General features: G+C 66.5%; 26 protein-coding genes and 2 tRNA genes. 15 read left to right on the top strand and 13 right to left on the bottom strand.

All coding sequences use genetic code 11. The features are described 5' to 3' along the window. Window positions 1-105: 105 nt before the first annotated feature. Window positions 106-2,184, top strand: a complete 2,079-nt coding sequence (locus AAN986_RS22315; protein ID WP_047219213.1) for a bifunctional 2',3'-cyclic-nucleotide 2'-phosphodiesterase/3'-nucleotidase — start codon at window positions 106-108, stop codon at window positions 2,182-2,184. A gap of 114 nt (window positions 2,185-2,298) precedes the next feature. Here the strand turns inward: AAN986_RS22315 and AAN986_RS22310 are convergent, their stop codons facing one another. Beyond that, window positions 2,299-2,919: a PaaI family thioesterase gene (locus AAN986_RS22310; RefSeq protein WP_047219214.1), complete on the bottom strand. Its 621-nt coding sequence runs from the start codon at window positions 2,917-2,919 to the stop codon at window positions 2,299-2,301. A 105-nt stretch (window positions 2,920-3,024) separates the two neighbouring features. On the opposite strand from AAN986_RS22310, the gene AAN986_RS22305 reads away from it, so the two are divergent. Beyond that, window positions 3,025-3,525 carry a MarR family winged helix-turn-helix transcriptional regulator gene (locus AAN986_RS22305; RefSeq protein ID WP_047219215.1) on the top strand — a complete coding sequence of 167 codons (501 nt, stop codon included), beginning with the start codon at window positions 3,025-3,027 and terminating at the stop codon, window positions 3,523-3,525. 35 nt (window positions 3,526-3,560) lie between these two features. Next, window positions 3,561-4,844: an MFS transporter gene (locus AAN986_RS22300; protein ID WP_043824820.1), complete on the top strand. Its 1,284-nt coding sequence runs from the start codon at window positions 3,561-3,563 to the stop codon at window positions 4,842-4,844. A gap of 30 nt (window positions 4,845-4,874) precedes the next feature. Here the strand turns inward: AAN986_RS22300 and AAN986_RS22295 are convergent, their stop codons facing one another. Together AAN986_RS22295 and radC are read right to left on the bottom strand one after the other, a co-directional pair. Beyond that, window positions 4,875-5,534: a Smr/MutS family protein gene (locus AAN986_RS22295; protein ID WP_016454291.1), complete on the bottom strand. Its 660-nt coding sequence runs from the start codon at window positions 5,532-5,534 to the stop codon at window positions 4,875-4,877. Between the two features lie 62 nt (window positions 5,535-5,596). Beyond that, entirely contained in the window at window positions 5,597-6,277 is a 681-nt protein-coding gene (gene radC / locus AAN986_RS22290; protein WP_016454292.1) for a DNA repair protein RadC, read from the bottom strand. A gap of 97 nt (window positions 6,278-6,374) precedes the next feature. Between radC and AAN986_RS22285 the strand changes: the two genes are divergently transcribed. Continuing rightward, entirely contained in the window at window positions 6,375-6,845 is a 471-nt protein-coding gene (locus tag AAN986_RS22285) for an FKBP-type peptidyl-prolyl cis-trans isomerase (protein ID WP_047219241.1), read from the top strand. Between the two features lies 1 nt (window position 6,846). Next, entirely contained in the window at window positions 6,847-7,845 is a 999-nt protein-coding gene (gene ispH, locus AAN986_RS22280; RefSeq protein WP_016454293.1) for a 4-hydroxy-3-methylbut-2-enyl diphosphate reductase, read from the top strand. A 78-nt stretch (window positions 7,846-7,923) separates the two neighbouring features. Here the strand turns inward: ispH and AAN986_RS22275 are convergent, their stop codons facing one another. After that, a complete protein-coding gene (locus tag AAN986_RS22275; RefSeq protein WP_016450097.1) occupies window positions 7,924-8,622 on the bottom strand; it encodes a CBS domain-containing protein in 699 nt (232 codons plus the stop codon). Between the two features lie 137 nt (window positions 8,623-8,759). Between AAN986_RS22275 and serS the strand changes: the two genes are divergently transcribed. Then, window positions 8,760-10,076, top strand: a complete 1,317-nt coding sequence (serS, locus tag AAN986_RS22270; protein ID WP_016454294.1) for a serine--tRNA ligase — start codon at window positions 8,760-8,762, stop codon at window positions 10,074-10,076. Between the two features lie 33 nt (window positions 10,077-10,109). Then, a tRNA-Ser gene (locus AAN986_RS22265) sits at window positions 10,110-10,199 on the top strand. A gap of 95 nt (window positions 10,200-10,294) precedes the next feature. Here AAN986_RS22265 and AAN986_RS22260 read toward each other — a convergent pair. From AAN986_RS22260 to AAN986_RS22235, 6 genes are all read right to left on the bottom strand, one after another. Then, window positions 10,295-11,341, bottom strand: coding sequence for a hypothetical protein (locus AAN986_RS22260; protein ID WP_156179962.1), 1,047 nt, complete (start codon window positions 11,339-11,341; stop codon window positions 10,295-10,297). Continuing rightward, on the bottom strand, window positions 11,338-12,339 hold the full coding sequence (locus tag AAN986_RS22255; protein ID WP_139093452.1) for a hypothetical protein: 1,002 nt from the start codon (window positions 12,337-12,339) through the stop codon (window positions 11,338-11,340). The genes AAN986_RS22260 and AAN986_RS22255 overlap by 4 nt, the downstream gene beginning before the upstream one ends. A gap of 265 nt (window positions 12,340-12,604) precedes the next feature. Then, window positions 12,605-12,886, bottom strand: a complete 282-nt coding sequence (locus AAN986_RS22250; RefSeq protein WP_012203893.1) for an H-NS histone family protein — start codon at window positions 12,884-12,886, stop codon at window positions 12,605-12,607. Window positions 12,887-13,026: 140 nt separating this feature from the next. Further along, window positions 13,027-13,386 carry a hypothetical protein gene (locus AAN986_RS22245; protein WP_016450094.1) on the bottom strand — a complete coding sequence of 120 codons (360 nt, stop codon included), beginning with the start codon at window positions 13,384-13,386 and terminating at the stop codon, window positions 13,027-13,029. A gap of 152 nt (window positions 13,387-13,538) precedes the next feature. Then, window positions 13,539-13,889, bottom strand: coding sequence for a four-helix bundle copper-binding protein (locus tag AAN986_RS22240; protein WP_047219217.1), 351 nt, complete (start codon window positions 13,887-13,889; stop codon window positions 13,539-13,541). 119 nt (window positions 13,890-14,008) lie between these two features. Next, entirely contained in the window at window positions 14,009-14,365 is a 357-nt protein-coding gene (locus AAN986_RS22235) for a PRC-barrel domain-containing protein (RefSeq protein WP_016450092.1), read from the bottom strand. 401 nt (window positions 14,366-14,766) lie between these two features. Here AAN986_RS22235 and AAN986_RS22230 point away from each other — a divergent pair, with 401 nt between their 5' ends. Together AAN986_RS22230 and AAN986_RS22225 are read left to right on the top strand one after the other, a co-directional pair. Beyond that, entirely contained in the window at window positions 14,767-15,147 is a 381-nt protein-coding gene (locus tag AAN986_RS22230; protein ID WP_016450091.1) for a hypothetical protein, read from the top strand. Between the two features lie 99 nt (window positions 15,148-15,246). Continuing rightward, a complete protein-coding gene (locus AAN986_RS22225) occupies window positions 15,247-15,597 on the top strand; it encodes a DUF1304 domain-containing protein (RefSeq protein ID WP_017407778.1) in 351 nt (116 codons plus the stop codon). A 97-nt stretch (window positions 15,598-15,694) separates the two neighbouring features. Here the strand turns inward: AAN986_RS22225 and pdxA are convergent, their stop codons facing one another. After that, on the bottom strand, window positions 15,695-17,428 hold the full coding sequence (gene pdxA, locus AAN986_RS22220) for a 4-hydroxythreonine-4-phosphate dehydrogenase PdxA (RefSeq protein ID WP_047219218.1): 1,734 nt from the start codon (window positions 17,426-17,428) through the stop codon (window positions 15,695-15,697). Between the two features lie 138 nt (window positions 17,429-17,566). Here pdxA and AAN986_RS22215 point away from each other — a divergent pair, with 138 nt between their 5' ends. Continuing rightward, on the top strand, window positions 17,567-18,499 hold the full coding sequence (locus tag AAN986_RS22215; protein WP_026063002.1) for a LysR family transcriptional regulator: 933 nt from the start codon (window positions 17,567-17,569) through the stop codon (window positions 18,497-18,499). Window positions 18,500-18,506: 7 nt separating this feature from the next. On the opposite strand, the gene AAN986_RS22210 is transcribed toward AAN986_RS22215, so the two are convergent. Next, window positions 18,507-19,427 carry a LysR family transcriptional regulator gene (locus tag AAN986_RS22210; protein WP_047219220.1) on the bottom strand — a complete coding sequence of 307 codons (921 nt, stop codon included), beginning with the start codon at window positions 19,425-19,427 and terminating at the stop codon, window positions 18,507-18,509. Between the two features lie 142 nt (window positions 19,428-19,569). Here AAN986_RS22210 and AAN986_RS22205 point away from each other — a divergent pair, with 142 nt between their 5' ends. From AAN986_RS22205 to AAN986_RS22185, 5 genes are all read left to right on the top strand, one after another. After that, entirely contained in the window at window positions 19,570-19,776 is a 207-nt protein-coding gene (locus tag AAN986_RS22205) for a DUF3311 domain-containing protein (protein WP_016450086.1), read from the top strand. A gap of 13 nt (window positions 19,777-19,789) precedes the next feature. Beyond that, window positions 19,790-21,172 carry a sodium:solute symporter family protein gene (locus tag AAN986_RS22200; protein ID WP_047219221.1) on the top strand — a complete coding sequence of 461 codons (1,383 nt, stop codon included), beginning with the start codon at window positions 19,790-19,792 and terminating at the stop codon, window positions 21,170-21,172. Window positions 21,173-21,186: 14 nt separating this feature from the next. Beyond that, window positions 21,187-22,851 (top strand): amidohydrolase, encoded by a 1,665-nt coding sequence (locus tag AAN986_RS22195; protein ID WP_047219222.1) that lies wholly within the window; start codon window positions 21,187-21,189, stop codon window positions 22,849-22,851. After that, a complete protein-coding gene (locus AAN986_RS22190; protein WP_047219223.1) occupies window positions 22,848-23,828 on the top strand; it encodes a GTP-binding protein in 981 nt (326 codons plus the stop codon). Before AAN986_RS22195 ends, AAN986_RS22190 begins: the two co-directional genes overlap by 4 nt. Before the next feature lie 77 nt (window positions 23,829-23,905). Continuing rightward, a tRNA-Gln gene (locus AAN986_RS22185) sits at window positions 23,906-23,982 on the top strand. A gap of 64 nt (window positions 23,983-24,046) precedes the next feature. On the opposite strand, the gene AAN986_RS22180 is transcribed toward AAN986_RS22185, so the two are convergent. Continuing rightward, on the bottom strand, window positions 24,047-25,015 hold the full coding sequence (locus AAN986_RS22180; protein WP_047219224.1) for an NAD-dependent epimerase/dehydratase family protein: 969 nt from the start codon (window positions 25,013-25,015) through the stop codon (window positions 24,047-24,049). Window positions 25,016-25,062 lie beyond the last annotated feature (47 nt).

Genomic DNA, 25,062 nt, shown 5'->3' with positions numbered 1-25,062 from the left:
AAAAAACAGCACCTGACCAAGACCAGACCAGAACAGACCAGCTGTCACACCCCTGTAAACCCCCACCAACAAACTCCCCCCCTTCACCACCCCCACAAAAACCACATGCCGCTGAGCAAACTCCCCACATTGCAATCCCTGCTCCTGTCCCGCCGCCTGGCGCTGAGCGTCCTGGCCAGCGCCGCGCTGGTGGCCGCCTGCGGTGGCAGCGACAGCAACGACAGCACGACGCCCCCGGTGGCCAGCCAGCCCGCGACGGCCACGCTGGCCGTGCTGGAGACCACGGATCTGCACTTCAATGTGCGCAGCTATGACTATTTCAAGCTGGCCGAGGATGCCTCCTACGGCTTCGAGCGCACGGCCACGCTGGTGCGCGCGGCGCGCAAGGAGTTTGCCAATACGCTGCTGGTGGACAACGGCGACACCATCCAGGGCACGGCCCTGGCCGACTACGAGGCCGAGGTGGCCAAGATCCCCTGCACGCAGCAGCTGTCCATGTACAAGGCCATGGGCGCTCTGGGCTTTGATGCGGGCACGCTGGGCAACCATGAGTTCAACTACGGCCTGCCCTTCCTGAACCAGGTGCTGGGCGGCGGCCTGGACGTGGACGGCGTGGACAAGGCGCTCAAGTGCGCGGGCAATGGCTTTCCGATGGCGCTGTCGAATGTCTACAGCAGCAAGACGAAGCAGCCGCTGGTGCAGCCCTACGTGATTCTGGAGCGCAAGATCGCGGCCAAGGACAAGGATGGCAAGGCGGTGGAGCTGCCCATCAAGATCGGCGTGATCGGCTTCACCACGCCGGGCATCATGAACTGGGACAAGCGCTATCTGGAGGGCAAGCTCTACACCGAAGGCGCCGTGGAGTCCGCCCAGAAGTACCTGCCCGAGATGCGCGCCAAGGGCGCCGATGTGGTGGTGGCCATGCTGCACGGCGGCCTGGACGGCGCGGCCTACTCGCCGACGATGGAAAACCCCGGCCTGCACCTGAGCAAGGTGGCCGGCATCGACGCCATGGTCATGGGCCACCAGCACAGCGTGTTCCCCGATGCGGCGGCCACGCCGGCGTTCACGCAGGCGGGCGTGGACAACAAGGCGGGCACCATCAACGGCGTGCAGTCGGTGATGGCCAGTTCCTGGGGCAAGGCGCTGGGCGTGATCCAGCTGGCGCTCAAGTGGGACGGCAAGCAGTGGAGCGTGGACAAGAGCGCGGGCAAGAGCGAGCTGCGCAATATCCAGACCGGCAAGGACGCCGCAGGCAAGGCCACCTACGTGGCCGTGGACCCGACGGTGGCGCCGCTGATCGAGAGCCAGCACCAGGCCGCCATCCAGTACGTGAAGACGCCCATCGGCAGCACGGACTTCCGCATGAGCACGCTGTTCGCCGATGTGGGCGACCCGGGCGCCATCCAGATCGTCAACCAGGCGCAGCGCGACTATGTGGCCGACTATGTGAAGGCCAGCCTGCCGCAGTACGCGCAGCTGCCCGTGCTGTCGGTGAGTGCGCCGTTCAAGTCGGGCTTCCAGGGCGGCGCCGACTACACCGACGTGGCCGTGGGCCCGCTGGCCATCTACAACGCGGCCGACCTGTACCTGTACCCCAATACCGTGTATGCGGTGAAGGTGAATGGCGCCGACATCAAGGACTGGCTGGAGGCCGCTGCCAAGCGCTTCAACCAGATCGATCCGGCCAAGACGGGTGAGCAGCAACTGATCAGCACCTTCCCGGGCTACAACTTCGACATGTTCACCACGGCCGATGTGCAGTACGAGATCGACGTGACCCAGCCCGTGGGCAGCCGCATCAGGAACCTGCAGTACCTGGGCAAGGCCATCGACCCGGCGCAGGAGTTCGTGATCGCCACGAACAACTACCGCGCCACCAGCGGCAAGAGCTTCATCGCCAAGCTCGACGGCTCCAGCGCCATCTGGGCCTCGCCGGACGCCAACCGCGACGTGGTGATCGGCTACGTGCGCAAGAACGGCAGCATCACGCGTGCTGCCAATGGCGCGGCCAAGAGCTGGCGCTTCACCAAGGTGGCCACCTCGGCCAACGTGGTGTTCAGCTCCGGCGCCAACGCGCTGCCGGTGGCGCAGGCGGCGGGCCTGGCCAACATCTCGCTGGTGGCGGCCGATGACGGCTCGGGCAAGGGCACGTCCAAGTACCGCCTGGATCTGTCGAAGTAAGTTCCGGCAGGCAAGCAACAAAAAAGCCCCGTGCATCTGGCACGGGGCTTTTTGCATTGGTGGCGGCTTTCTGCGCGTTGAACGTGTTGAGCGTGCCCGGCTTGTTCAGCGTGCTCACCGAGCAGGAGGCATCTCGAACACCAGGCAGGTGGTCGTGGCATGGGCGTAGAGCGTGCCATCGGGGCCGACCAGGCGCGCCTCGGCCGTGGCCAGCTGGCGGCCGCAGTGCAGCACGCGGCCTTCGGCGCGCACACGCGGCACGCGCGGGGTCAGGGCCTTGACCAGGTTCACGCCCAGCTCGGCCGTGGTGTAGCCCCGGCCCGGCGGCATGCAGGTGTGGACGGCGCAGCCCAGCGCCGAGTCCAGCAAGGTGGCGAACCAGCCGCCGTGCACCGTGCCCATGGGGTTGAGGTGGTTGGCGCCGGGGCGGCCCTGGAAGACGGCGCTGCCTTCGCCCACGGAGATGAGCATGAAGTCCAGCGTGCGTGCAATGGGCGCGTAGGGCAGCTCGCCGCGCAGCATGGCCTGCATCAGCTCCAGCCCGCTGCGGCCTGCGACCTGGTCCGGGCGCGATACGCCTGCGCCGGGGCCGGCGTCCAGCCGGAGGGTGACCGCCTGTTCCTCGTCCAGCCAGGCTTGCAGGGCAGGGGAGATGGCGCCGGAGGTGGGGCTGGAGGTGGCGCCGGAGGTGAGGCTGTGGGCGGCCTGCTCCGGGGAGTGGGTGCGGGTGTCCATGGAATGTCTCTCTTTCATTGGGAAAAGTGCGGGCGCCAGGCTGTCTGGGATGGCGGTGTGGATATTATTGTATCTACAACAGTTGTATATGCAATAATCTGCACCATGTTAGTGAATCCAGACATCCTCGCCGTGCCCCAGGGCTGCACCAACCACCGCGTGCGCCAGCTCATGCGCAGCGTGGGCCAGGTGTATGACGCCCATCTGAACGAGACGGGGCTGCGCATCACTCAGTACTCGCTGCTCAGCCATGTGCTGGCCGCCGGTCCGGTGCGGCCCTCGGACCTGGCGCGGCGCATGCGCATGGACGCCTCGACGCTGACGCGCAACCTCAAGCCGCTGATTGACGCCGGCTGGGTGCGCATGGGCCAGGGCGAGGACCAGCGCAGCCGCCTGGTGCACATCACCGACGCGGGCCAGGCCAAGCGCGAAGAGGCCAAGCAAAGCTGGAAGACCGCACAGAACGAGCTCAACGCCCGCGTGGGCCTGGAGCGCGTGGCGGCCCTGCATGCGCTGATCGACGAATGCCTGGTGCTGCTCGATGGCGGCAATGGTGATGGCGATGGCGCTGGCGCTGGCAACGCTGCAGACGGCCCGCAGGCGTAGGCCCTACCGAATTCCCAACCCCCGAAGAGACTCCCATGCTCTCCAACTCCACGGCGCGCTGGCTGCAGCGGCGCGGCATCCACTACGGCTGGCTGGTCGCGGCCATCACTTTCCTCACCATGCTGACCATGTCGGCGGCGCTGGGCCTGCCGGGCGCCATGCTGCAGCCGCTGTCGCGCGAGTTCGGCTGGAGTACGGAGCAGATTTCGAGCAGCCTGGCGCTGCGCTTTGCGCTGTTCGGCCTGCTGGGGCCGTTTGCGGCCGTGATGATGGAGCGCTTCGGCCTGCGTGCCGTGATGTGCATGGGCCTGGCCCTGGTGGGCGGCGCCATGGCGATGGTGACGCAGGCCACGCAGCTGTGGCATCTGTTTTTGCTGTGGAGCCTGCTGCTGGGCATGGGCACGGGCCTGACGGCGCTGGTGCTGGGCGCCGTGGTGGCCAACCGCTGGTTTGCGGCGCGGCGGGGCCTGGTCATCGGCGTGCTCACGGCCAGTGCGGCCACGGGGCAGCTGGCCTTCCTGCCGCTGGCCGCCTGGATGATCGAGCACTGGGGCTGGCGCTCGGCCACGGTGCCGGTGTTCGTGGCCAGTGCCCTGATCGCGGTGCTGGCCCTGCTGTTCGTGAGGGACCGGCCTTCGGACCTGGGCCTGGTGCCCTTTGGCGGCGATGCCTCGGCCCCGCCGCCGCCGGCCATGGCCATGAACTTCGGCACGCCCTTCAAGGTGCTGGCCGAGGCCGCGCGCAACCGCACCTTCTGGCTGCTGGCGGGCACCTTCTTCATCTGCGGCCTGTCCACCAACGGCCTGGTGCAGACGCACTTCATCTCGCTGTGCGGCGACAACGGCATGGGCGCGGTGCCCGCCGCGTCGGTGCTGGCCATGATGGGGGCCTTCGACTTCGTGGGCACCGTGCTGTCGGGCTGGCTGTCGGACCGCTACGACAACCGCAAGCTGCTGTTCTGGTACTACGGACTGCGCGGCCTGTCCCTGTTCTGGCTGCCGCATTCGGAGTTCACCTTCTACGGCCTGGGCCTGTTCGCCATGTTCTATGGGCTGGACTGGATCGCCACGGTGCCGCCCACGGTCAAGCTCACGGCCCAGCATTTCGGGCCGCAGAAGGTGGGGCTGGTGTTCGGCTGGATCTTCGCGGCCCACCAGCTGGGCGCGGCCACCGCTGCCTGGGGCGCAGGCCTGACGCGCACCCTGCTGCTGACCTATACGCCCGCGCTGTATGCGGCCGGCCTGGCCTGCCTGGTGGCGGCGGTGATGGCGCTGGTGATAGGGCGGGCGCGCAAGGCGGCGGCGGTGGCCGCAGCCTGAGCCCCATCACCGTTCACGCCATCCACGCCTTCAGTACAGCTGGCGCTTGCCCGGCTGCAGCAGGACGACCAGGGCGCCCGCGCCACCTTCGGCCGGGCGGGCCTGCACAAAGGCCAGCACTTCCTTTTTCTGCACCAGCCAGCGCAGCACGCGGCCCTTGAGCACGGGGGTCTTGCCGGGCGAGCCCAGGCCCTTGCCGTGCACCACGCGCACGCAGCGTATGCCGGTGCGGTGGGACAGGCGGATGAACTGGCCCAGCGCCTCGCGCGCCTCGTCCACGCGCAGGCCGTGCAGGTCCAGCTGGCGCTGGATGCTCCACTGCCCGGCGCGCAGCTTGTGGGTCACGTCCAGGCCGATGCCGGGGCGCCGGAAGCTGAGCTGGTCGTCGGTGTCCAGCAGGGTGCTGACGTCGAACTCGTCGCTCATGGCCTCCTGCAGCACGCGCTGCTCGTCCAGCTCCAGCTGCAGGGGCAGCGGCTCGGGGGGCTCGGGGGCATGGAGGTGGCGGGCGTGCGCGGACTTGAGCGCATGCACCGGGCCCACGGTGTTTTCGAACAGCTTTTGCTCGGCCAGGAGGCGGCGCGCCGTCTCGGCGCGCTGCTGCTGGAGCAGGGCCTCTTGGGCGGCGGCTTCGGCCAGTGCGCGGCGCACTGGCGCGAGGTCCTGCAGGCTGGTGGCTTTCAAAGTCATGGTGACGCCGGTTGTACCGCAATTTCGGCACCCCGGCGGCCATGGCGGGCCCAGCCGGGGTCCTACAGCATCCCCTGGCCCGCCATGGACAGCGCGGCGCCCGGCGCGACGATCACATGGTCCAGCACCTGGATGTCCATCAGGCCCAGGGCAGCCTGCAGGCTCTGCGTGACGGCCCTGTCCGCAGCGCTGGCCTGGACATGGCCGCTGGGGTGGTTGTGGGCCAGGATGACGGCACCCGCGTGGTGGTGCAGGGCGCGCAGCACCACTTCCCGGGGGTAGACGCTGGTGCGCGTGAGCGTGCCGCGGAACATCTCCTCCAGCGCGATCAGCCGGTGCTGGCTGTCCAGGAACAGCACGGCGAACACCTCGTGCTGGCGTGCCGCCAGGTGCAGCTGCAGGTAGCGCGCCACGGCCTCGGGCGAGGCCAGGGCAGGGCGCTCGCGCAGTTGCTCGGCCGTGGCGCGGCGCGCCAGTTCGAGCACGGCCAGGAGTTGTGCGCACTTGGAAGGCCCCAGCCCCTTGATGGCCTTCAGGTCGGCGTGCCCGGCCTGCAGCAGCCCGGACAGGCCGGGCCGGCCGGGCAGCTGCAGCAGTTCCTGGGCCAACTGCAGCACGCCCTTGCCGGCCATGCCGGTGCGCAGCACGATGGCCAGCAGTTCGATGTCGGAAAGCGCCGAGGGGCCGTGTGCCGCGAGCCTTTCGCGCGGCTGGGCCTGGGCGGGCAGGTCTTTGAGAGCCATGGTTCAGCCAGGTGAGGGGCGCCGCAGGGGCACCGTTGCACGGGGCGTGGGGACATGGATGTTTTTCTACAATACGGGCCAGTTTATCGGGACTTCCATGACCTCTAGCGCTTCTTTCCCGGCCCACCCCACGGTCCAGGCCGGCTCGTTCCTCACGCTGCACTACCGCCTGTCCGGGCCTGCAGGCGATGTGATCAACACCTTCAACGACAAGCCCGCCACGCTGTCCCTGGGCGCGGGCGAGCTGTCGCCCGCCGTCGAGCAGCGCCTGCTGGGCCTGGCCGAAGGCACGCGCACCACGTTCGAGATGCCGGCCGGCGAAGCCTTCGGCGAGCGCAACGGCGACATGATGCAGTGGGTGGCGCGCAAGCTGATGAACGAGCTGGGCGACCCGCACGAGCAGTACGCGCCCGGCGACGTGGTGCAGTTCCCCACGCCCGACGGCCTGGGCAGCTACGCGGGTGCCGTGGTGCAGGTGCGCGAGGACGGCGCCGTGCTGTTCGACTTCAACCACCCGCTGGCCGGCCAGCCGGTGACCTTCGAAGTGCAGATCATCGGGGTGCTCTGAGGTGCCGGATACGACCTCGCCCCAGGAAATCCTGCTGGCCGAGCCCCGGGGCTTCTGTGCCGGCGTGGACCGCGCCATCGAGATCGTGGAGCGTGCGCTGGCCAAGTTCGGCGCGCCCATCTACGTGCGCCACGAGATCGTGCACAACACCTTCGTGGTCAACGATCTCAAGGCCAAGGGAGCGATCTTCATCGAGGAGCTGGACGACGTGCCGCCCGGCGCCACCCTGGTGTTCAGCGCCCACGGCGTGAGCCGGGCAGTGCAGGAAGAGGCGCGGCGGCGCGGTTTCTCCATCTTCGACGCCACCTGCCCACTGGTGACCAAGGTGCATGTGGAAGTGGCCAAGCTGGCCAAGGAAGGCTACGAGTTCCTGATGATCGGCCACAAGGGGCATCCCGAGGTCGAGGGCACCATGGGCCAGCTGTCCGAGGGCATCCACCTGGTCGAGGACGAGGCCGATGTGGCCCGTGTCACCCCCCGCCAGACCGAGAAGCTGGCCGTGGTCACGCAGACCACGCTGTCGGTGGACGATGCCGCAGGCATCACGGCGGCCATCCGCGCGCGCTTTCCGCAGGTGCGCGAGCCCAAGCAGCAGGACATCTGCTACGCCACGCAAAACCGCCAGGACGCCGTCAAGGTGCTGGCGCCGCAGGTGGATGTGCTCATCGTCGTGGGCAGCCCCACCAGTTCCAACAGCAACCGCCTGCGCGAGCTGGCCGCGCGCCTGGGAACGCCCGCCTACATGGTGGACAACGCGGGCGAGCTGTGCGAGGAATGGTTTGCCAATGCCGGGCGCGTGGGCCTGACGGCCGGCGCCTCGGCGCCCGAGGTGCTGGTGGACGAGGTCATCCAGCGCCTGCGCCAGCTGGGCGCGCTGTCGGTGCGCAAGATGGATGGCATCGAGGAGACCGTGAAGTTCCCGCTGCCCAAGGGCCTGAAGATCGACGCGGCCACGGGCCTGGAGATCTCCGTGGGCAAGCAGCCCGAGACGGGCGGCTGAACCGCAGGCGCAGCGGGCATATTGGCCAAAAAGCAAACGGGCGCCTGGCGCCCGTTTTGCATGGTGGGGCCGAAAGCCTCAGCTCCACAGATCCAGCGGCGGATCGGAGGCCACGGCGCGCAGGATGTCGGTGCGGCTGATGAAGCCGGCCAGCAGGCCCTGCTCATCGGTCACGGGCAGGCCCGGCAGGCCGGTCTCCAGCAGCACGCCGGCCACGCGGCGCAGGTCGGTGGTGGTGGCCACCGTGGGTATGGGGGAGATCATGACCTCGTTCACGGGCCGGCGCGCCAGGGCAATGGCGTCCTTGATCGCACCGGGCTCGGGCAGCAGGTCCAGCGGCGCCATGTCGGCACGCAGCAGCAGCCCGACCACGCGGCCACCGGCATCCAGCACGGGGGCCTGGGCCACGCCGTGCTCGGCCAGCACGCGCCAGGCATCGTTGACACCGGCCTCGGGCGACACCGTCACGGCCTCGTGGCTCATCACGTCGGCCACGGTCTGCAGGGGCTGGCGTGGCTGGCTGGGGCCTTTTTCCGTGGAAAGGTAGGCATCGACCGCGCCGCGGCTGCGCGGAGCGGGCTCCGGCGCGCCGGCAGGCTGGCCCGCGAGGTCGGCCAGGATGGCAGGGAACGAGGCGGCTGCATCGCCCGCCATCACATCGGCCGAGCGCGTGCGCAGGGCCTGCGGGCGTTGTACGCGGCGCACGGGCGCCACCTGGCCCAGCCGCTCGGCGGGACCGCGAAACATCTGTCCGTTGGGACCGAAGACAAAAAACATGGGTGCTCCCGGGTGCGCAAACCGCTGTGGGCGGCATATTGGAAGTATCGGCGCCGGCGCGGGATTTCTGTAGCGGCAAGACCCCCAACGCCCAGGGGCGGGCGCTGCCATGGCGATACCGCCTAAAATTGCCGGCTATGCTCGATATCCTTCTTCTTCGCAAAGACCTTGACTCGGCCGTCGCACGGCTGGAGACCCGCAAAAAGCCCCAGGCCTTCCTGAACGTGGAGGCCTTCCAGTCCCTGGAAGCAGAGCGCAAGTCCCTGCAGACACGGACCGAGGAGCTGCAGTCCAAGCGCAACCAGCTGTCCAAGCAGATCGGCATGCTGATGGGCAAGGGCGAGAAGGACGCTGCCGAGGCCGCCAAGGCCGAAGTCGGCAGCCTCAAGACCGAGCTGGACCAGTCGGCCACGCGCCTGGAGCAGATCCAGGGCGAGCTGCACGCCATGCTGCTGGCCGTGCCCAACCTGCCGCACGACAGCGTGCCCGTCGGTGCGGACGAAAGCGGCAATGTGGAGGCGCGCCGCTGGGGCACGCCCAAGACCTTTGATTTCGAGGTCAAGGACCATGTGGACGTGGGCCAGCCGCTGGGCCTGGATTTCGACATGGGCGTCAAGCTGTCGGGCTCGCGCTTCACCGTGATGAAGGGCCCCATCGCCCGCCTGCACCGCGCCCTGGCGCAGTTCATGATCGACCTGCAGACCGACTCGCATGGCTACACCGAGTGCTATGTGCCCTACGCCGTCAATGCCGACTCGCTCAAGGGCACGGGCCAGTTGCCCAAGTTCGAGGGCGACCTGTTCGCCGCCAAGAAGGGCGGCCAGGACGGCGAGCCCGTGCCCGACAACGCGGCGCTCTACCTGATTCCCACGGCCGAGGTGCCGCTGACCAACTTCGTGCGCGACGTGGTCGTGGCCGAGGACCAGCTGCCCATCAAGCTCACGGCCCACAGCCCCTGCTTCCGCTCGGAGGCCGGCAGCTACGGCCGCGACACGCGCGGCATGATCCGCCAGCACCAGTTCGACAAGGTCGAGATGGTGCAGATCGTGCATCCGGAAAAGAGCTACGAGGCGCTGGAAGAGATGACCGGCCACGCCGAGGCCGTGCTGCAGAAGCTGGGCCTGCCCTACCGCGTGATGAGCCTGTGCACGGGCGACATGGGCTTTGGCTCGGCCAAGACCTATGACCTGGAAGTCTGGCTGCCTGCGCAGAACACTTACCGCGAGATCAGCTCGGTCTCCAACTGCGAGGCCTTCCAGGCGCGCCGCCTGCAGGCGCGCTTCAAGAATGCCCAGGGCAAGAACGAGCTGGTGCACACCCTCAACGGTTCCGGCCTGGCCGTGGGCCGCACGCTGGTGGCGGTGCTGGAGAACTACCAGAACGCCGACGGTTCCGTGACCATTCCCGAAGCGCTGCGCCCGTACATGGGCGGACAGACTTTGCTGAAGGCCTGAATTTTTAGGCTATAATTTCAGCTTCGACGCTGCGGAGAGGTGGCAGAGTGGTCGATTGTACCTGACTCGAAATCAGGCGTACGTGCGAACGTACCGAGGGTTCGAATCCCTCCCTCTCCGCCAGAAACATGAAACCCAGTGCTGTGAAAACGGCACTGGGTTTTTCTGTTTCTGGCGTGCCGGTGGCCGCCTGCAATGGGAAGGCCTTGCCCGGTTGCTTACTTGCAATCGCGCCTGACAAGTGCGCCATGCTCCGCTGAGGCAGCACGCCGCTTCCAAATCACCCCGTCAACCAGGTAGTGATGAAAACCAAGGGTGAAGTGCGCTATCAGCACAGTGGGCAGCCCCAGCCAGAGCAGTTGTGTGCCTGCCCAGTCGATGGCCAGGTAGAGCATTGAGCCCAGTGCCAGGCACACACCACCATATCGGGCAGCGTTCTTCCACAAGCCGGTCTCCGACGCCTTGTCGGCTTGTGTCTGTCGCTCGCGGCGGATGTTCTGCACCCAGACGAATAGCAGGTATTGCAGGTTGTGCCACAGATTGATCAGGAGCCATCCGAGCGTGATGTCGGTGATCCAGATGTAGGCCACGAAGCAGGTGAATGCATGCGAGGCCACAAAGCCATCGTGACGCCAATCGATGTTTCCCGTCAGAGCCAGGCGAGCCTGTCGCCATAGCCAGCAGGCGCTGCAAGCGATGGCCGCAACGCCCATCGCATTGGCCGCCTGGGCGGGTGCGGCAGGCAGTTGGATGGGATAGCCCAGAAAAGTCTCGGGCGCCTGGGCGCAGCGGGCAAGCAGCCCCCACGCGGCAACGAGGTAGATGACGGCTTCTGCGAGCCTGTCCTGGCGAAAGGGATGCATCCCTGAACGCCGATAGGCCCTGGCGATGCCGAAGGACTGCCTCGCCACGTGATAGCTCTGCGCGCAGAAATATAGTGTGAACAGCCCGGCGACCTCGAATGCCAGCACGGTCGCCACCACACCGCCGAGCACGATCACGGGCAGGCCAAAGATCAGGAAGCGATGGCGTCGGATATCGGCCATGCTGGCTCCGATCCGGGTCAAGGTGGCCATGACATGAGGATTGGCGAAAAGCCAGGTATCCACCAGCACGATGGCGAGCAGCATGGCAGGCGATATCGAAGCCATGGCCGCCATGCCGAGGGCCAATGCCAGCGTGCCTGCAATGAACAGGCCGTCGAACCCTGGATGCCGTGCCAGCAGGCCGGCACGCATGGCGTTTGCGTGTGGCAGGGCAGTCATGTGACGATGGGTGGCTGGATCTGCGGCCGGGGCGACCCGAGCGGTGCGGGCTTTGGCGGGATGGTGAAAACGGTTTCCGGGCGCAAGTAGTGCTCGGTGCCACTCTTGAGCTTTTCAAGCGCCTGCATGCGGGCAGCGGTAAAGCGTGACTCGAGCGTCAGCCGGCTGGACATGCCAGACAGGCCCGCTGCCGGCAGTCGCTGGTGAGGGTCATAGACCTCACTGATCTCACAGGGATAGCAGCGATTGCTTGCGTCGAGTTGGCTTGCCAGAGAAATCTTGTAGACAACGCCTTCGGTTTGATCTGGAGCGATGGGAAAAGAGAAGGTCAATTCGGAAAGGATGGAATCCTTCGTTGTATCGCCTGCAAGCTTGAAACCGGCAACGCTGTATGCGTCGATGATCATGGTTTTCAGACTTGATGGATCAATGCCGACAAATGAGTTTTCGTATAGATTTCTTTCTCCTCGCCACTTGTTTCTATAGTTGAATCCGAAATCCGCGTCCATGGATTTTCGCCCGAGATCGTGAATGCTGGCATAGGCTTGATCGATGGCCGAAAAAACCTGGCGACTCAGATCGTACTGAAGCATCCACGAAGAAGATTGAAGGCTGGGGAGATCGGGAATCATGGTCAGCCGCAAGAAGCAGCTGGCGCATCTCTTGCTCTTGTCAAGGTTCTCGTCCACCCGCAGGACCACATCAACGCGCTGAATTTTTCCACCTGTCGCCACGGAATAGAAGAATTTGTATTGCGCCGTTCCATCCTTCGATTTTTCAATGGCCGTATGGGAAAACCGGGCGCTTTCGAAAGCACTGATCACCAGTTTTCTGAAATCATCCACCTTGATGCCACGATAAATGGCGACTGGAAAAGCAGTGGGCGATGTTCTTTCATGAAGCAAGATCGGTGATTGGATGTTTTGCCCTGATGCACCATGGACCATGGTCATCCAAAAGAAAGCAATCATCACCAGTGTTTTTGATCCATCAAGCATGATGTCTTTTCGATGCAGTATGAATAATGATCGCTGAAGCCGCGCGGCGTGGGCCGATTTGCATGAGATCAGATGTGCTGCGCAAAGGCATCTTGGCTTGCGGCGCAGACTCCTGGCAGGGGAGCGTCTTTGCCAAAGGCCCTGTGAGTTGCTCAAGGCTCTGTTGCCTTTGCAGAACAACGCAATGATGGTAATGCAACTGCAGCCTGTGCTGACGCAGCAGGCAGTTGCGGCCATAAAAAAGGCCCGCGTTGGCGGGCCGTGCTCAGATCTCGAGGGCCTTGCGGTCCTTGCCTTCAATCCAGCGCGGCGGTTTGCCCCGGCCGGTCCAGGTGGCTCCGCTGGCGGGGTCGCGGTATTTGGCCACGCCAATGCTGGCGGACTTGGCCTTGCCGGTGCTGAAGATGTCATCCTGGGTCAGACCGAACTGCTCGACGAGTTCGCGGACCTTGGCGATGACTCCGCCTTTTTCCGCCTTCAGGGTGGCGGCGATCTTTGCCTCAAGCTCGGCCTTCTGCTGGAGGAGGGTTTTGTAATCTGCTGTCATATGTTCCTCATGGATAGTGTGCTACACAATGACGCATTTTATGGAGACAGGGTCGATGTCGCATGTGGGACATCGTCGGTGTTTGCACCTAGGTTTTTCAATATTTCGCCATTGTTCGGGATAGAGCGCGAGGCCTTTGTCTACGCCTCGACAAACTCCCGGTGGCTGCTGAAGTGCAGGATTTCGGAATCCTGCGCTCCCCCCTGTCTTTGAATGACGATGGTGCCATTGGCATGCAGATAGATACGGATGCCCGGCGTGGTCTCCGAATCCCAGTAGCAGGGGCTTTTGTCGAGGTTTTTCCAGCCGTGCTCTGCGCACAGCGTGCGCTGGCGCATGCTGTTGAGCAATTGCCTGCGCGCGCCTGCGCCTTCGCAGATGCGCATCCACAGCAGCAGGAGCATGTCGTGCGCTTCCTGGCGGGATGAGCAGGGAGGCATGTGCTTCAACTGGCCCAGGAGGGTAAGGAACCGCTGTTCTATGCTGATGTTCAGTGCCATGCCCATCTCCTTTGTGCGTGGATATGCATCAAAGTGTAGGCAGCGTCGAAGGCTGCCGATATAGGGCGGATGACGACAGCGCCGGTGGCTTTTTTTCCTGCCGGTTTGCAGGATGGGCGCCTGGCCGGCTGTCGTGACAAAGGCCAGCGGCGTCAGTGCGATTGCATGCCCATGAGATTGCAGGACATGGCGCATTGCTGGCAGGCTGCCGCGCAGGTCTGGCAATGGTCGTAGGAATGCTTGCTGCATTCGTCGGCGCAGGCCTGGCAGATCCGGGCGCACAGGCGGCAGATGTCTGAGACATGCGGACTTTGGCGCGCCATTGAGGCCACGGCCAGTTCGCAGACCTGCGCGCATTCAAGATCCTGGGCAATGCAGGCGGCCATCATCTGGACGTCTGTTTCCTTCAGGCAGGCGGCGGCACAGGTATTGCAGGCAATGATGCAGGCCTGGCAGGCATCCATGCAGGCCTTGTAGTCGATGGCTGGTGGGGTGGTATTCATGGGAGTTCTCCTGGAATGAGGGAGTGAAGTCGCGCAGGGCGTTCTTCCTTGGCCAGCTATCCGCACCAAAGAAAACGCCCCGCGAACGGGGCTGTGTCAAAGACCGCAAGGGTCGGGATTTACAGGTAGGGCACGCCGTAGTAATCGTTCACGCGGCGTCCATATTCATCGGTGTAGGCCGGTGCCGTGTCGCGCTCATAGCGGGGCGCGTTGTCCAGTTGCTCGCGCGTGAGCGACACCACGTAGCCGTTCATGTCGGGCTCGTACTTGAGGGATTCCCAGGGCAGCGGATAGCGGTCCGTGCCGATGCCCAGGAAGCCGCCGAATTCCATCACGGCGTAGCGCACCTTGCCGGACAGCTTGTCGATCATCAGCGTGTCTATGCTGCCCAGCTTGTCGCCTGCGGGGTTGTAGACATTGGTGCCGCTGACGGTTTCGGAAGAAATGACGCTCGATACGGTGTTGGGTGTGACCATGAGGCTCTCCATTGAGTGGGTTGGTGCTGGCACGCCGACGCTGTGCATCTGGCGGCTGGGCGATGCGGCATGGGAAAAGGCGCGGGAGGCGGCCCCTTCAAAGCCCGTGCATCGCCTGGCGAAGTCGAAGCCTGTGTGCTTCTGGGTTCCAGCTTAGGACCGCAATGAAGTGCTCCGGGTAGTCGGTGCGCCGCGACCGGCGTAGGAGGGTCCTTGGGCGCCGGAGGCCAGGTCCTACGAGCCCTTGTAGTCATGGTCTGCGCAGCTGCGGCCTTTTGCTGACGCGGCAGTGCAGCCTGGGCCGGCGTCGGCCTGGCGGGCACAGGCGTACAACGAAAACTGCAAGAGGGATGCTGCGGATGCAGTCCCGCGTCCACGGTCCATCCCCGAAGGAGATTCCCATGAATGCAAGCAACAAGCCATCCATCCCGCCGGTGTCTGCAGATGCGGTGGAGGACGAAGACCTGGCCGAACAGGCACGACCGGGCCACGGCGTACCTTCCCAGGACCCCGAGGCAGCTGCCCAGTACCAGCTGTCGCCGCAGGATGCGCAGCGCGAGTCACGCTCGGTGTTCATCGGCGGCGGCGTACTGGCCGGAGCCGCTGCCGGCGCTGCCGCCGGTGCGGTCATTGCAGGCCCGGTGGGCGTGGTGGTGGGCGGCACGGTAGGCAGCGTGGCCGGTGCGCTGGGCGGTGCGGCCGCAGGTGCCGTGGCGCCGGCAGAGAGTGCGCAAAAGCCAGTGGAAAAGCCCGTGCCACCCGGCAGCAAGTCTTCCGGGTGACACGGGCAGGCCGTTGCAGGCCATGTGTGGCGCGGCGGGCATGGACGGCGGCGGATGCATCCCGTATACAGGGGCCTGTCCACTTTCCTATCCACCCAGATGGCCAACGTTCTCATAGGCATCGTCGCCGCAATCCATGTCTACATCCTCGTGCTGGAGATGTTTCTCTGGGACCGGCCGGCTGGCAGGAAGGCCTTTGGGCTGACGCCGGAATTTGCGCAGCAGACCAGGACGCTGGCCGCCAACCAGGGGCTTTACAACGGCTTTCTCGCCGCAGGGCTGATCTGGGGGCTGGCGCAGGGCGCCGACGGCCTGGCGTTCAAGTACTTTTTTCTCCTGTGCGTGCTGGTGGCAGGCCTGTATGGCGCCGCCACGGCCAGCCGCAAGATCCTCTGGGTGCAGGCCGTGCCGGCCGCCGTTTCGCTGCTGGCCCTGTACCTGGGGCTGTGAGAACGCCCGGGTACCGGTGGGTGAAACCGCTGCAGCTGCTGCTGGACCGTGACCCCGGCGTGCGAGGCGCGGGCCGGCATAGCCGACATGGCCGGCGTCAGTCCACCAGCGCCTGTATGGCCTGCAATTGCGCCGCCAGCCCGGGCCGCCCGGCCGGAAAAGTCTCCTCGAAGGCGGCAGTGCCTATCGTGAAGCCCGCTGCGCCGCCTGCCAGCACGGCCGCGATGCGTTCACTGCGATCAATGGAGCCGGCCACGACCACGGGTTTGTCCACCGCATCGCAGACGGCCTTGATCAGGGCCGGCACATCGCCGTGGAAGCGGTAGGCCAGCAGGTCCAGGCCATGCACGCCGTCCAGCCCCGCCATGCGGCGGGCGCTGGCCACGATGTCCTGTACCGGGCCTGAAAGCACGCTCGGATGCCCGCTCACCTTGCCGGGAAACGGGTAGTACGCAATGCCGCTGCCGCGCAGCACGGGCAGCACCGCCTCGGGCCGTGTGCCACCCATGAGCACGTCCACCCCGATGTCGACCGCCGCGCGGGCGGAGGCCACTTCGCTGGCCTCGTCGAGGCTGACAACCTCCAGATAGACCCTGGCGCCGCCCGCACGGATGTCCCGGGCCAGGGCATGCAGCTCGGGCAGGGGCAGGCCGATGTCCTTGAAGCCCACATGGCGAACGCCCTGGGCCAGCACCTCGCGCAGCCGCTCGCGCGCATCGGCAATGGTCCTGTCCTGCTGCGTGAGCATGAAGATGAAGTCCGGGCGTTGCGTTCGTGCACTGGTACCGGTACGGGTGGCCTGCACCATGGCTGCCGCCTGGCGCAGCGCGCAGGCCAGGCTGGCGTGGTCGGCGCGGCCCGTGCCCGCGATGTCGAAGGCCGTGCCATGGTCCACCGAGGTGCGCACAAAGGGCAGGCCCACGGTGATGTTCACGCCTTGCTCCACACCCAGGTATTTCACGGGAATCAGCCCCTGGTCATGGAACTGGGCGACCACCACGTCGAACTCGCCCCGGCGCGCCCGCATGAAGACCGTGTCGCCGGGCCAGGGGCCGCTGGCCTCGATGCCTTCGGCGCGCGCGGCGGCAATGGCGGGGATGATCACCGAGCGGTCCTCGTCCCCGAACAGACCGTTTTCACCGGCATGCGGATTGAGCCCTGCCACGGCCACCCGGGGCCGGGGGATGCCGAACGCGCGGCAGGCCTGGTGCGCGAGGCGAATGGCGCGCAGCTCGTTGTCCATGGTCACGGAGGCGATGGCCTGCTGCAGCGGCACATGGATGGAGACCAGCAGCACCCGCAGCTCATCATTGGCGAGCATCATGGCGAAGTCGCGTGTGCCGGAACGCTCGGCCAGCATCTCGGTATGGCCCGGATGCAGGCAGCCTGCCGCGCGCAGCGCTTCCTTGTGGATGGGGGCGGTCACCAGGCCCGAGACGTCGCCAGCCAGGGCCAGGTCGATGCCGCGCTGGATATAGGCATGACAGGCCGCGCCGGCGCGTGCATCGACGCAGCCCCAGGGCAGGTCCGGCGGCAGGTCCTCGCCGGTCTGCAGCACGAAGAGCGTGGCGGGCGGCACCAGGGCAGGGACCTGGGCCGGTGTCTCGATGGCCCGGATCTGCGGATGGACGCCCAGCCCATCGGCCGCCCGCTGCAGCCGGGCGATGTCGCCGATGACGAGAAACGGCGTGCAGGGCCGCGCAGGGTCCATTGCCAGCTTGACGATGATCTCGGGCCCGATGCCCAATGGATCGCCCATGGTGATGGCCAGGGGCGCGCTGGCCGGGGTGCTGGCCGAGGGGTTGGCGGAGTTGGGGCTGGAGTGCTTCATGGTTCTTGCTGAAACCTCAATCGATGGGCTTACTTTGCATGAAGATGCTCCAGTAATAAATCGATATAGACTCATCATTCAATTGAGCAATGTTCAACTGAAAGTCCGCTGTTCCACCTGTCTAGAGCCGCCATTGCCATGCCCGCACCCGTCCACATGCCGCCGCTGTCTGCCCTGCGCGCCTTCGAGGCCACGGTGCGCCATGGCAGTGTCTCCAAGGCCGCGCGCGAGCTGCACCTGACCGATGGCGCCGTGAGCCGTGCCGTGCGCGACATGGAGGAGGCGCTGGGCTTTGCGCTGTTCCAGCGCAGCAACCGCAGCATCATTGCCACGCCCACGGCCCGCGTGCTGGCCGAGGAGGTGGCCCTGGCGCTGGAGCGCCTGCGCGGCGCGCTGGGCCGCGCGCGGCAGGCGGCAGGGCCGGACCGGCCGCTGGTGCTGTCGTGCGAGCCCACGTTTTTGATGCGCTGGCTGATTCCGCGTCTGGGCGGTTTGCAGGAAGCGATCGGCACGCAGCGCGAGCTGCGCCTGGTATCGGCCGGCGGCTCCGTGCCCTTTGCGCGCGAGGGCATTGATCTGGCCATACGCCGCGCGGATTTCGACATGGGCGCCGATGTGGTGGCCGAGCCCTTTCTGCAAGAGCGCGTGGGGCCCGTCTGCAAGCCCGCGCTTGCCAAGGCGCTGGCACGCTCAGGGCCGCTGGGCGGGGTGCTGCTGCATACGCAGTCGCGGCCGGACGCATGGCGGCATTGGAGCGAACTGACCGGCGTGCCGCTGCGGGCCGGTCGCGAGGTGCGCTTCGAGCATTTCTACCTGAGCCTGCAGGCCGCCGTGGCCGGGGCCGGCGTCGCCATCGGCCCGCTGGCACTGGTGGCCGATGACCTGGCCAGCGGCACGCTGTGCGCGCCGCGCGGCTTCGTGGCCGATGGCTCGCACTACGTGCTTATGTCGCCCCGGCCGGTGCAGGACGAGGCCAGCTTCGCCCTGGTGCTGGACTGGCTGCGCGCGCAGACCTTGCCGCTGGGCCTGGCGCATGCACAGGCACATGCACAGGCCCCGGCGGCCGGCTGAGCGTCGATCAACCGGGCTCCTGATCGTGCTCCGACAGCTCGCGCCAGTGCGTGCGTGTGAAGGCGTAGGCCGTGTCCAGCGCCGGTGACAGGGTGCGCGCGGCCATGCGCGCCATGCCGTAGCGGCCGCATCGGCGGGGATCGGCGGGCAGGGGCACTTCGGCCATGGCGCCGCTGGCGCGCTCCTTGCGGGTGATGGACAGCACGCCGAACAGCAAGGTGTCCGTGGCCAGGGTCACGCCGCGCAGCAGGTCCAGGTCGTTGCAGTGCAGGGTGAACAGCTTGTCGGGCTCGGCGCCTTCGCCCCACAGCTCGGCCAGCTGCCGCGCCATGGCCGTGCTCAACGTGGTGGTGGCCAGCGGGTAGCGGCGGATCTCGTCCATGCCGGGGTTTTGCAGCACGGGGTGGCCCGCGCGGCAGACCAGGCCGGCCGGCAGCTCGCCCAGCAGTTCCATCTCCACGTCATCGGCGGCGCGCAGCACGTAGGCGTCGCCGACGATGGCATCGATGGATTCGTTGCGCAGCAGCTGCAGCAATGCGCTGGTGGCACCCATTTCGGCGCGCACCTTCACGCGCGGATGCGCCTGCGCCATGTGGATCAGAAAGGGCTTGAGCAGCAGCGCCGCGGGCGCGGGCGCCACGCCAATGGCGAGCGCGCCTTCCTGGCCGCCGCGCAGCAGCTCCAGGTCACGCCGCAACTGGGTTTCCTCCAGCCGCATGCGGCGTGCACGCTCGGCCACGAGCTCGCCAAACACTGTCAGCCGGGCGCGCCGCGCGCCCCGGTCGAACAACTGCGCCCTGAGTTCATCTTCCAGCGCGCGGATGCTGCGGCTGAGCGCCGGCTGGGTGAGATGCACGGCGCGCGCTGCGTCGGAAAAGGTGCCGTGCTCGACGATGGCCAGCAGGTGCCGCAGCTTCTGTGTATCCATGCGGAGTCCTCATGGTTTGTTGGCAAATTTTTCATTTGAATTATAGGTAGGCGCTTCCTAAGATCGCATCCAGGGACATTGAAATGTTCTATAGAGCGGCCACAACCGCCAACTCTTTCATCGGAGCAAAAGGAGACAAACCATGCTCAAGCTGTTCATCGGCATAGGCATCCCGTACATCGCGGTGATCGGCCTGCTTCCCTGGGTCGCGTCCGTCGATCGCTTCGTGTTCGGCGTGCCCTTCATCTACCTGTGGATCTTCATGTGGTTCGTGCTGACGTCGCTGTGCATGCTCGTGTGCTGGCTGATGTTCGACCGCCACGAAGCCGACGACGCGCAGTCCGCCTGAAGGGAGCACCGCCATGACCACCGCAGTCTTTCTGGGCTTCATCGCGCTGTCCCTGTACCTGGCCATCCGCTCGCGCACGGGCAAGGGTGCGCAAAGCGTGCATGACTTCTTCGTCGCCTCCCGCCAGTTCGGCGCCTACCTGGTGTTCTTCCTGGCCGCCGGCGAGATCTACAGCATCGGCACCATGGTCGGCTTTCCGGGCGGCATCTACGCCAAGGGGCCGACCTATGGCGTCTGGTTCCTGGGCTACATCCTGCTGGCCTATCCGCTGGGCTACTTCCTCGGCCCCATGATCTGGAAGGCGGGGCTGCGGCACAACGCCATCACGCTGCCGGACCTGTTCAAGGGCCACTTCGGCAGCCGTACGCTGGAGCTGATCGTGGCCGGCTCGGCCATCCTGTTCCTGCTGCCCTGGGGCCAGCTGCAGTTCACGGGGCTGGTGGCCGCGCTCAAGGGCCTGGGATGGAATTTCCAGCCGCTGCACCTGCTGCTGATCTCTGCGGGCCTGGCCTTCACCTACATCGCCATCTCGGGGGTGCGCGCCTCGGCCTATATCGCCATCCTCAAGGACATCCTGATGGTGGTGGCCATCATCGCCACGGGCGTGGCCGTGGGCTGGCATGCGGGTGTGGGCGATGTGTTCACCGCCGCCAGTGCCAAGGTCAGCAACCACATGACCGATACGCAGCTGCGCTTTTCCATGAGCACCATGCTGTTCCAGGCGCTGGGCTTCTACATGATGCCGTTCGCGGTTCAGAACTTCTTCACGGCCAAGAGTTCGCACACCATCCGCCGCACGCAGATCGCCATGCCGCTGTACATGCTGATGTACCCCTTCCTGGTGCTGGCCTCGTACTACGCCATCAGCCAGAACCTGCAGCTGGCATCGCCCAACGAGGCCTTCTTCGCGGCTGCCGTGCGACTGCTGCCCGACTGGCTGCTGGGCCTGGTGGCCGCAGGCGCCGCGCTGTCGGGCTTGCTGGTGCTGGCGGGCATCTGCCTGGCCATCGGCCCCATCGTGGCCCGCAACCTGTTGCCCGGCCTGCCCGAGGCCAAGCAAAAGCAGGGCGCCAAGGTGGTGATCGTCATTTACCTGGTGCTGTCCATCGTGATGACGCTGCTCACGCCCAACCTGATGCTGACGCTGATCAACACCACCTACTACGGCGTGACGCAGTTCTTCCCCGGAATGATGGCCATCCTCTTCGGCTGGCGCATCCGGCCCATGGCCGTTGCCCTGGGCATTGCCTGCGGCCAGGCGCTGGCCATTGCGCTGTACATCCAGCAGCCGGATTTCGGTGGCATCAACCTGGGCTTCATCAGCCTGGCGCTGAACCTGCTGGTCACGGCCATCGTCCACTATCTGCCCGGTGCCGCGCGCGTCAAGGCCGCCTGAAAAAGACCACCACCATGAACCACGACGAGAACGCGCGCACGCAGGTCTTTGTGGCGCGCACCATCCTCACCATGAACCCGGCCCAGCCGCAGGCCACCCATGTGGCCGTGCAGGGCGGCCGCATCTTGGCCGTTGGCCAGGAGGCCGACATGGCTGCCTGGCCCGAGGCCGAACGCATCGACCACCTGCACGGCAAGGTCCTCATGCCCGGCCTGATCGAGGCGCACAGCCACCTGATGGAAGGCGCCATGTGGGAGGCCGTGTACCTGGGCTACTTCGATCGACGCGATCCCGAGGGCCGCCTGTGGCCCGGCCTGCGCACGCTGGACGCCGTGCTGGCGCGCCTGGCCGAGGCCGAGCGTGCCCTGCCCGATGCGCAGGCCACGCTGCTGGCCTGGGGCTTCGATCCCATCCTCTTCGGCAGCAGCCGGCTGTCGGTGCGCGAGCTGGACCGTGTCTCCGCCACACGGCCCATCGTCATCCTGCATGCCAGCGTGCACCTGATGAACGTGAACTCGGCCATGCTGGCGCTGGCCAGCATTGACGAGGACACCGACATCGACGGCATCCACAAGGACGCCGAGGGCCAGCCCACGGGCGAGCTGCAGGAATTCGCCGCCATGTACCCCGTGCAGAAGGTGATCGGCAGCGCGCTGTCGCTGGCCGCCGCCGAGCAGCGCGAGGCGATCTGGAAGTTCGGCCGCGTGGCCCAGCTCGCGGGCGTGACCACGGCCACCGACCTGGTCAGCGATCTCTCGCCCCAGGGCCTGGCCGCGCTGCGCGAGGTCACGGCCGACGCGGCCTATCCGCTGCGCATCGTCCCGGCCTTCGCGCCGCAGCGCAACCCGGAAGGCGGTGCCGCGCGCGTGCATGCTGCAGCGGCGTCCTCGGCCAGCGACAAGCTGCAGTTCGGCCCCGTCAAGTTCATCGTGGACGGCTCCATCCAGGGCTTCACCGCGCGCCTGCGCGCTCCCGGCTATGCGGGCGGGCAGCCCAACGGCCTGTGGCTGATTCCCCCGTCGCAGCTGCCCGCGCTGTTCGAGCCCTTCCACCTGGCCGGTCTGCAACTGCACATCCACACCAACGGAGACGAGGCCACCGAGGTGGTGCTGGATGTGATCGAGGACCTGCTGGCCAGGCACCCGCGCGCCGACCATCGCCACACCCTGCAGCACTGCCAGCTGGCCAGCAGCGCCCAGCTGCAGCGCGCCGCGCGCCTGGGAATGTGTGTCAACTTCTTCTCCAACCATCTCTATTACTGGGGCGATGCCCACGCCGAGCAGACCGTGGGCATGCAGTGGGCCTCGCGCATGAATGCAGCGGGCACGGCGCGGCGCCTGGGCATGGATTTCGCCATGCATTCCGATGCGCCCATCACCCCTATCCACCCCCTGTTCACCGCCTGGTGCGCGGTGCAGCGCGAAACCGCTTCAGGCCGCGTGCTGGGCGAGGCCGAGCGCCTGTCGGTGGACGACGCCCTGCATGCCATCACCATGGGCGCGGCCCGTACCCTGAAACTGGAGCAGCGCGTGGGCAGCATCGAGCCCGGCAAGCTGGCGGACTTCGCCGTGCTGGAGGACGATCCCCGCGCGGTGGCGCCAGCGGCCCTCAAGGACGTGAGGGTCTGGGGCACCGTGCTGGGCGGCCGCATCTTCCCCGCGCCCGGGTCAGCGCCATGAGCACGCCGGCCGCCGCGGCGCAGCGGGCGCCCGTTCCCATGGTCGTCGTGGGCGGCTACCTGGGCGCGGGCAAGACCACCTTGCTCAACCGGCTGCTGGAGCGTGCCGATGGCCTGCGCGTGGCCGTGCTGGTCAACGACTTCGGCGAGATCAACATCGACGCCGCCCTGATCCGCACGCGCAGCAGCGACGTGCTGCAGCTGGAAAACGGCTGCATCTGCTGCTCCATCGGCGGCCGGCTGGCCGAGGCCCTGGCCGCCGTGGGTGCGCGGCCCGACCGGCCGGACCTGCTGGTCATCGAGGCCAGCGGCGTCTCCGACCCCGTGCGCATCGCCCAGGTCGGCATGCTCGACCCCGCACTGCAGCTCAACGCCATCCTGGTGGTGGTGGATGTCCAGGCCGTCGATGAGCAACTGTGCGACCCGCTGGTCGGCGACATGGTCCGCCGCCAGATCTCGGGCGCGACGGCGCTGGTGCTGACCAAGGCCGATCTGGCCGGCGCATGTGCCACCGAAAAGGTGGCCGCGCGCGTGGCCGGCATGGCGCCCGGTGCTGTGGTGCTGGCGGCCCGCCATGGCGAGATACCGCTGGCCGTGTTCATTGATGCGGCTGCCTCGCCACGCCGCCCGCAAGGCCTGCTGCAAGCGGGCGGCTCCTGGAAAAGCCAGACCGGGAACATGGCCGGCATGGCCGATGTGGGCAGCTTTTCCTACGCAACGCGCCGCTGCTTTGACCGGCAGCGGTTGCGGCAGGCGCTGCGTACGCTGCCTGTCCCCCTGTTGCGGGCCAAGGGCATCGTGCGGCTGGGCGGGCAGGACAGCGTCCAGGAAGTCCACGTGGTGGGTGGGCGCTTGCGCATTGCCAGCCTGCATGGGGCCAGGGTCTCGGAGTCCGTGTTTGTCTTCATTGGCTGTTTCACGGCGATGGGGCGGGAGGCGATACTCCGCTGTCTTGAGGGAGCCCTGGCCGCGCCATGAAGACAACTTTGGCGGTGTCGAAATTTTTGGAATTTTGGATTTCGGGCCAAAAAAACGTATTAGAATTTAGGTCTTCTAGGGGAGTCGCCAAGTTGGTAAAGGCACCGGATTTTGATTCCGGCATGCGAGGGTTCGAGTCCTTCCTCCCCTGCCAGATAGACAAAAGCCCTGACAGTTTTGCTGTCAGGGCTTTTTTGTTTTCGGGCTGCAGGCCAGGCTCAGGCCGCAGCCAAGTGTGAGTCGGCACTTGCCATGGCGGCGTTGAGCGTTGCGCGTATGCCCTGCGCATAGGGCGTCTTGGCGATGGGGCCCAGCAGGGCGTGCAGGGCGGAGTCCTCCATGATCAGCGGATCGGTCAGCAGGTAGTGCATCTCGGCCAGCTCGCGCATGAAGGGGTTGAACAGGCCGGCCAGGCGCAGCGCGGTCTTGCCTGCAACGCGCAGTTTCAACGGCCTGCCGCTCAGGCGTTCGATCTCGGAGACGATGTCGCGCTGCGTGGTCACACCCGCGCCAGCCAGGTGCCAGACCCTGCCGAATGCCTGCGGCGTGTCGATGAGGCGCGCCACGACGGGGCCCACATCAGGCACATAGACAAACTCGTGCGGACGGTCCAGCGGGCCGATCATGTCGGCCCGGCCGCCGTGGGCTGCCGCCTCGAAGGCGCCGTGCAGCAGGCTGTTGTGTACTCCGGGACCGTAGAAGTCGGGCAGGCGCAGCACGGTGGCCTCGATGTGGCCCTGTGCATGGGCTTGCAGCAGCAGGTCCTCCTGGGCTTTGCGCATGCGGCCCTTGAAGGTATGGGGCTCGCGCGGATGGTCTTCTGCCACGGGCAGGGTGCGGGCCTTTCCGTAGGGATAGACGGTGCCGATCAGCACGATGCGGCGCACGCCCGCGGCAATGGCGCCTTCCAGCGTCTTGCGCATCAGTTCGGGATGCAATTGAAACTGCCAGTAGTTCACGCCCACCAGGTAGATCAGCGTGTCCACGCCGTGGGCGGCAGCCTCGATGGAGCCGGTGCTGTCCGGGTTCCAGGGGACGATCTTGGCCAGCGGGTCGGCGCCGAAGGTCTGGCGCAGGCTGGCTGCGTTGCGGCCGACCACGCGGTAGGCGCGGCCCTGTTGTCTGAGCGCGGCGGCCAGACTCTGGCCGATGGCGCCTGCGGCGCCGAAGAGTGCAATGGATGGCATGGGCTGGGTCCTGTGGTGACAGCCTCAGTGTCAGCAACCCGCTGCAA

Source organism: Delftia sp. DS1230, from assembly GCF_040112715.1.
In the GTDB taxonomy this organism is placed as follows: Bacteria; Pseudomonadota; Gammaproteobacteria; order Burkholderiales; family Burkholderiaceae_C; genus Comamonas; species Comamonas tsuruhatensis.
The sequence above is the reverse complement of the archived record's forward strand: the minus strand, read 5'-3'. Positions and strand labels throughout refer to the sequence as shown.

Bases quoted from the DNA above. Each gene is read 5' to 3' on its own strand.
- AAN986_RS22275 (WP_016450097.1), bottom strand. From the start codon at position 8,622: ATGTTTTTTGTCTTCGGTCCCAACGGACAGATGTTTCGCGGTCCCGCC.
- AAN986_RS22240 (WP_047219217.1), bottom strand. From the start codon at position 13,889: ATGAATACCACCCCACCAGCCATCGACTACAAGGCCTGCATGGATGCC.
- AAN986_RS22190 (WP_047219223.1), top strand. From the start codon at position 22,848: ATGAGCACGCCGGCCGCCGCGGCGCAGCGGGCGCCCGTTCCCATGGTC.
- AAN986_RS22295 (WP_016454291.1), bottom strand. From the start codon at position 5,534: ATGACTTTGAAAGCCACCAGCCTGCAGGACCTCGCGCCAGTGCGCCGC.
- AAN986_RS22305 (WP_047219215.1), top strand. From the start codon at position 3,025: ATGTTAGTGAATCCAGACATCCTCGCCGTGCCCCAGGGCTGCACCAAC.
- AAN986_RS22215 (WP_026063002.1), top strand. From the start codon at position 17,567: ATGCCCGCACCCGTCCACATGCCGCCGCTGTCTGCCCTGCGCGCCTTC.
- AAN986_RS22250 (WP_012203893.1), bottom strand. From the start codon at position 12,886: ATGACAGCAGATTACAAAACCCTCCTCCAGCAGAAGGCCGAGCTTGAG.
- AAN986_RS22300 (WP_043824820.1), top strand. From the start codon at position 3,561: ATGCTCTCCAACTCCACGGCGCGCTGGCTGCAGCGGCGCGGCATCCAC.
- AAN986_RS22200 (WP_047219221.1), top strand. From the start codon at position 19,790: ATGACCACCGCAGTCTTTCTGGGCTTCATCGCGCTGTCCCTGTACCTG.
- AAN986_RS22230 (WP_016450091.1), top strand. From the start codon at position 14,767: ATGAATGCAAGCAACAAGCCATCCATCCCGCCGGTGTCTGCAGATGCG.
- AAN986_RS22260 (WP_156179962.1), bottom strand. From the start codon at position 11,341: ATGACTGCCCTGCCACACGCAAACGCCATGCGTGCCGGCCTGCTGGCA.
- AAN986_RS22195 (WP_047219222.1), top strand. From the start codon at position 21,187: ATGAACCACGACGAGAACGCGCGCACGCAGGTCTTTGTGGCGCGCACC.
- AAN986_RS22245 (WP_016450094.1), bottom strand. From the start codon at position 13,386: ATGGCACTGAACATCAGCATAGAACAGCGGTTCCTTACCCTCCTGGGC.
- AAN986_RS22235 (WP_016450092.1), bottom strand. From the start codon at position 14,365: ATGGTCACACCCAACACCGTATCGAGCGTCATTTCTTCCGAAACCGTC.
- AAN986_RS22285 (WP_047219241.1), top strand. From the start codon at position 6,375: ATGACCTCTAGCGCTTCTTTCCCGGCCCACCCCACGGTCCAGGCCGGC.
- AAN986_RS22315 (WP_047219213.1), top strand. From the start codon at position 106: ATGCCGCTGAGCAAACTCCCCACATTGCAATCCCTGCTCCTGTCCCGC.
- serS (WP_016454294.1), top strand. From the start codon at position 8,760: ATGCTCGATATCCTTCTTCTTCGCAAAGACCTTGACTCGGCCGTCGCA.
- AAN986_RS22225 (WP_017407778.1), top strand. From the start codon at position 15,247: ATGGCCAACGTTCTCATAGGCATCGTCGCCGCAATCCATGTCTACATC.
- radC (WP_016454292.1), bottom strand. From the start codon at position 6,277: ATGGCTCTCAAAGACCTGCCCGCCCAGGCCCAGCCGCGCGAAAGGCTC.
- AAN986_RS22205 (WP_016450086.1), top strand. From the start codon at position 19,570: ATGCTCAAGCTGTTCATCGGCATAGGCATCCCGTACATCGCGGTGATC.
- AAN986_RS22310 (WP_047219214.1), bottom strand. From the start codon at position 2,919: ATGGACACCCGCACCCACTCCCCGGAGCAGGCCGCCCACAGCCTCACC.
- pdxA (WP_047219218.1), bottom strand. From the start codon at position 17,428: ATGAAGCACTCCAGCCCCAACTCCGCCAACCCCTCGGCCAGCACCCCG.
- AAN986_RS22255 (WP_139093452.1), bottom strand. From the start codon at position 12,339: ATGCTTGATGGATCAAAAACACTGGTGATGATTGCTTTCTTTTGGATG.
- AAN986_RS22210 (WP_047219220.1), bottom strand. From the start codon at position 19,427: ATGGATACACAGAAGCTGCGGCACCTGCTGGCCATCGTCGAGCACGGC.
- AAN986_RS22180 (WP_047219224.1), bottom strand. From the start codon at position 25,015: ATGCCATCCATTGCACTCTTCGGCGCCGCAGGCGCCATCGGCCAGAGT.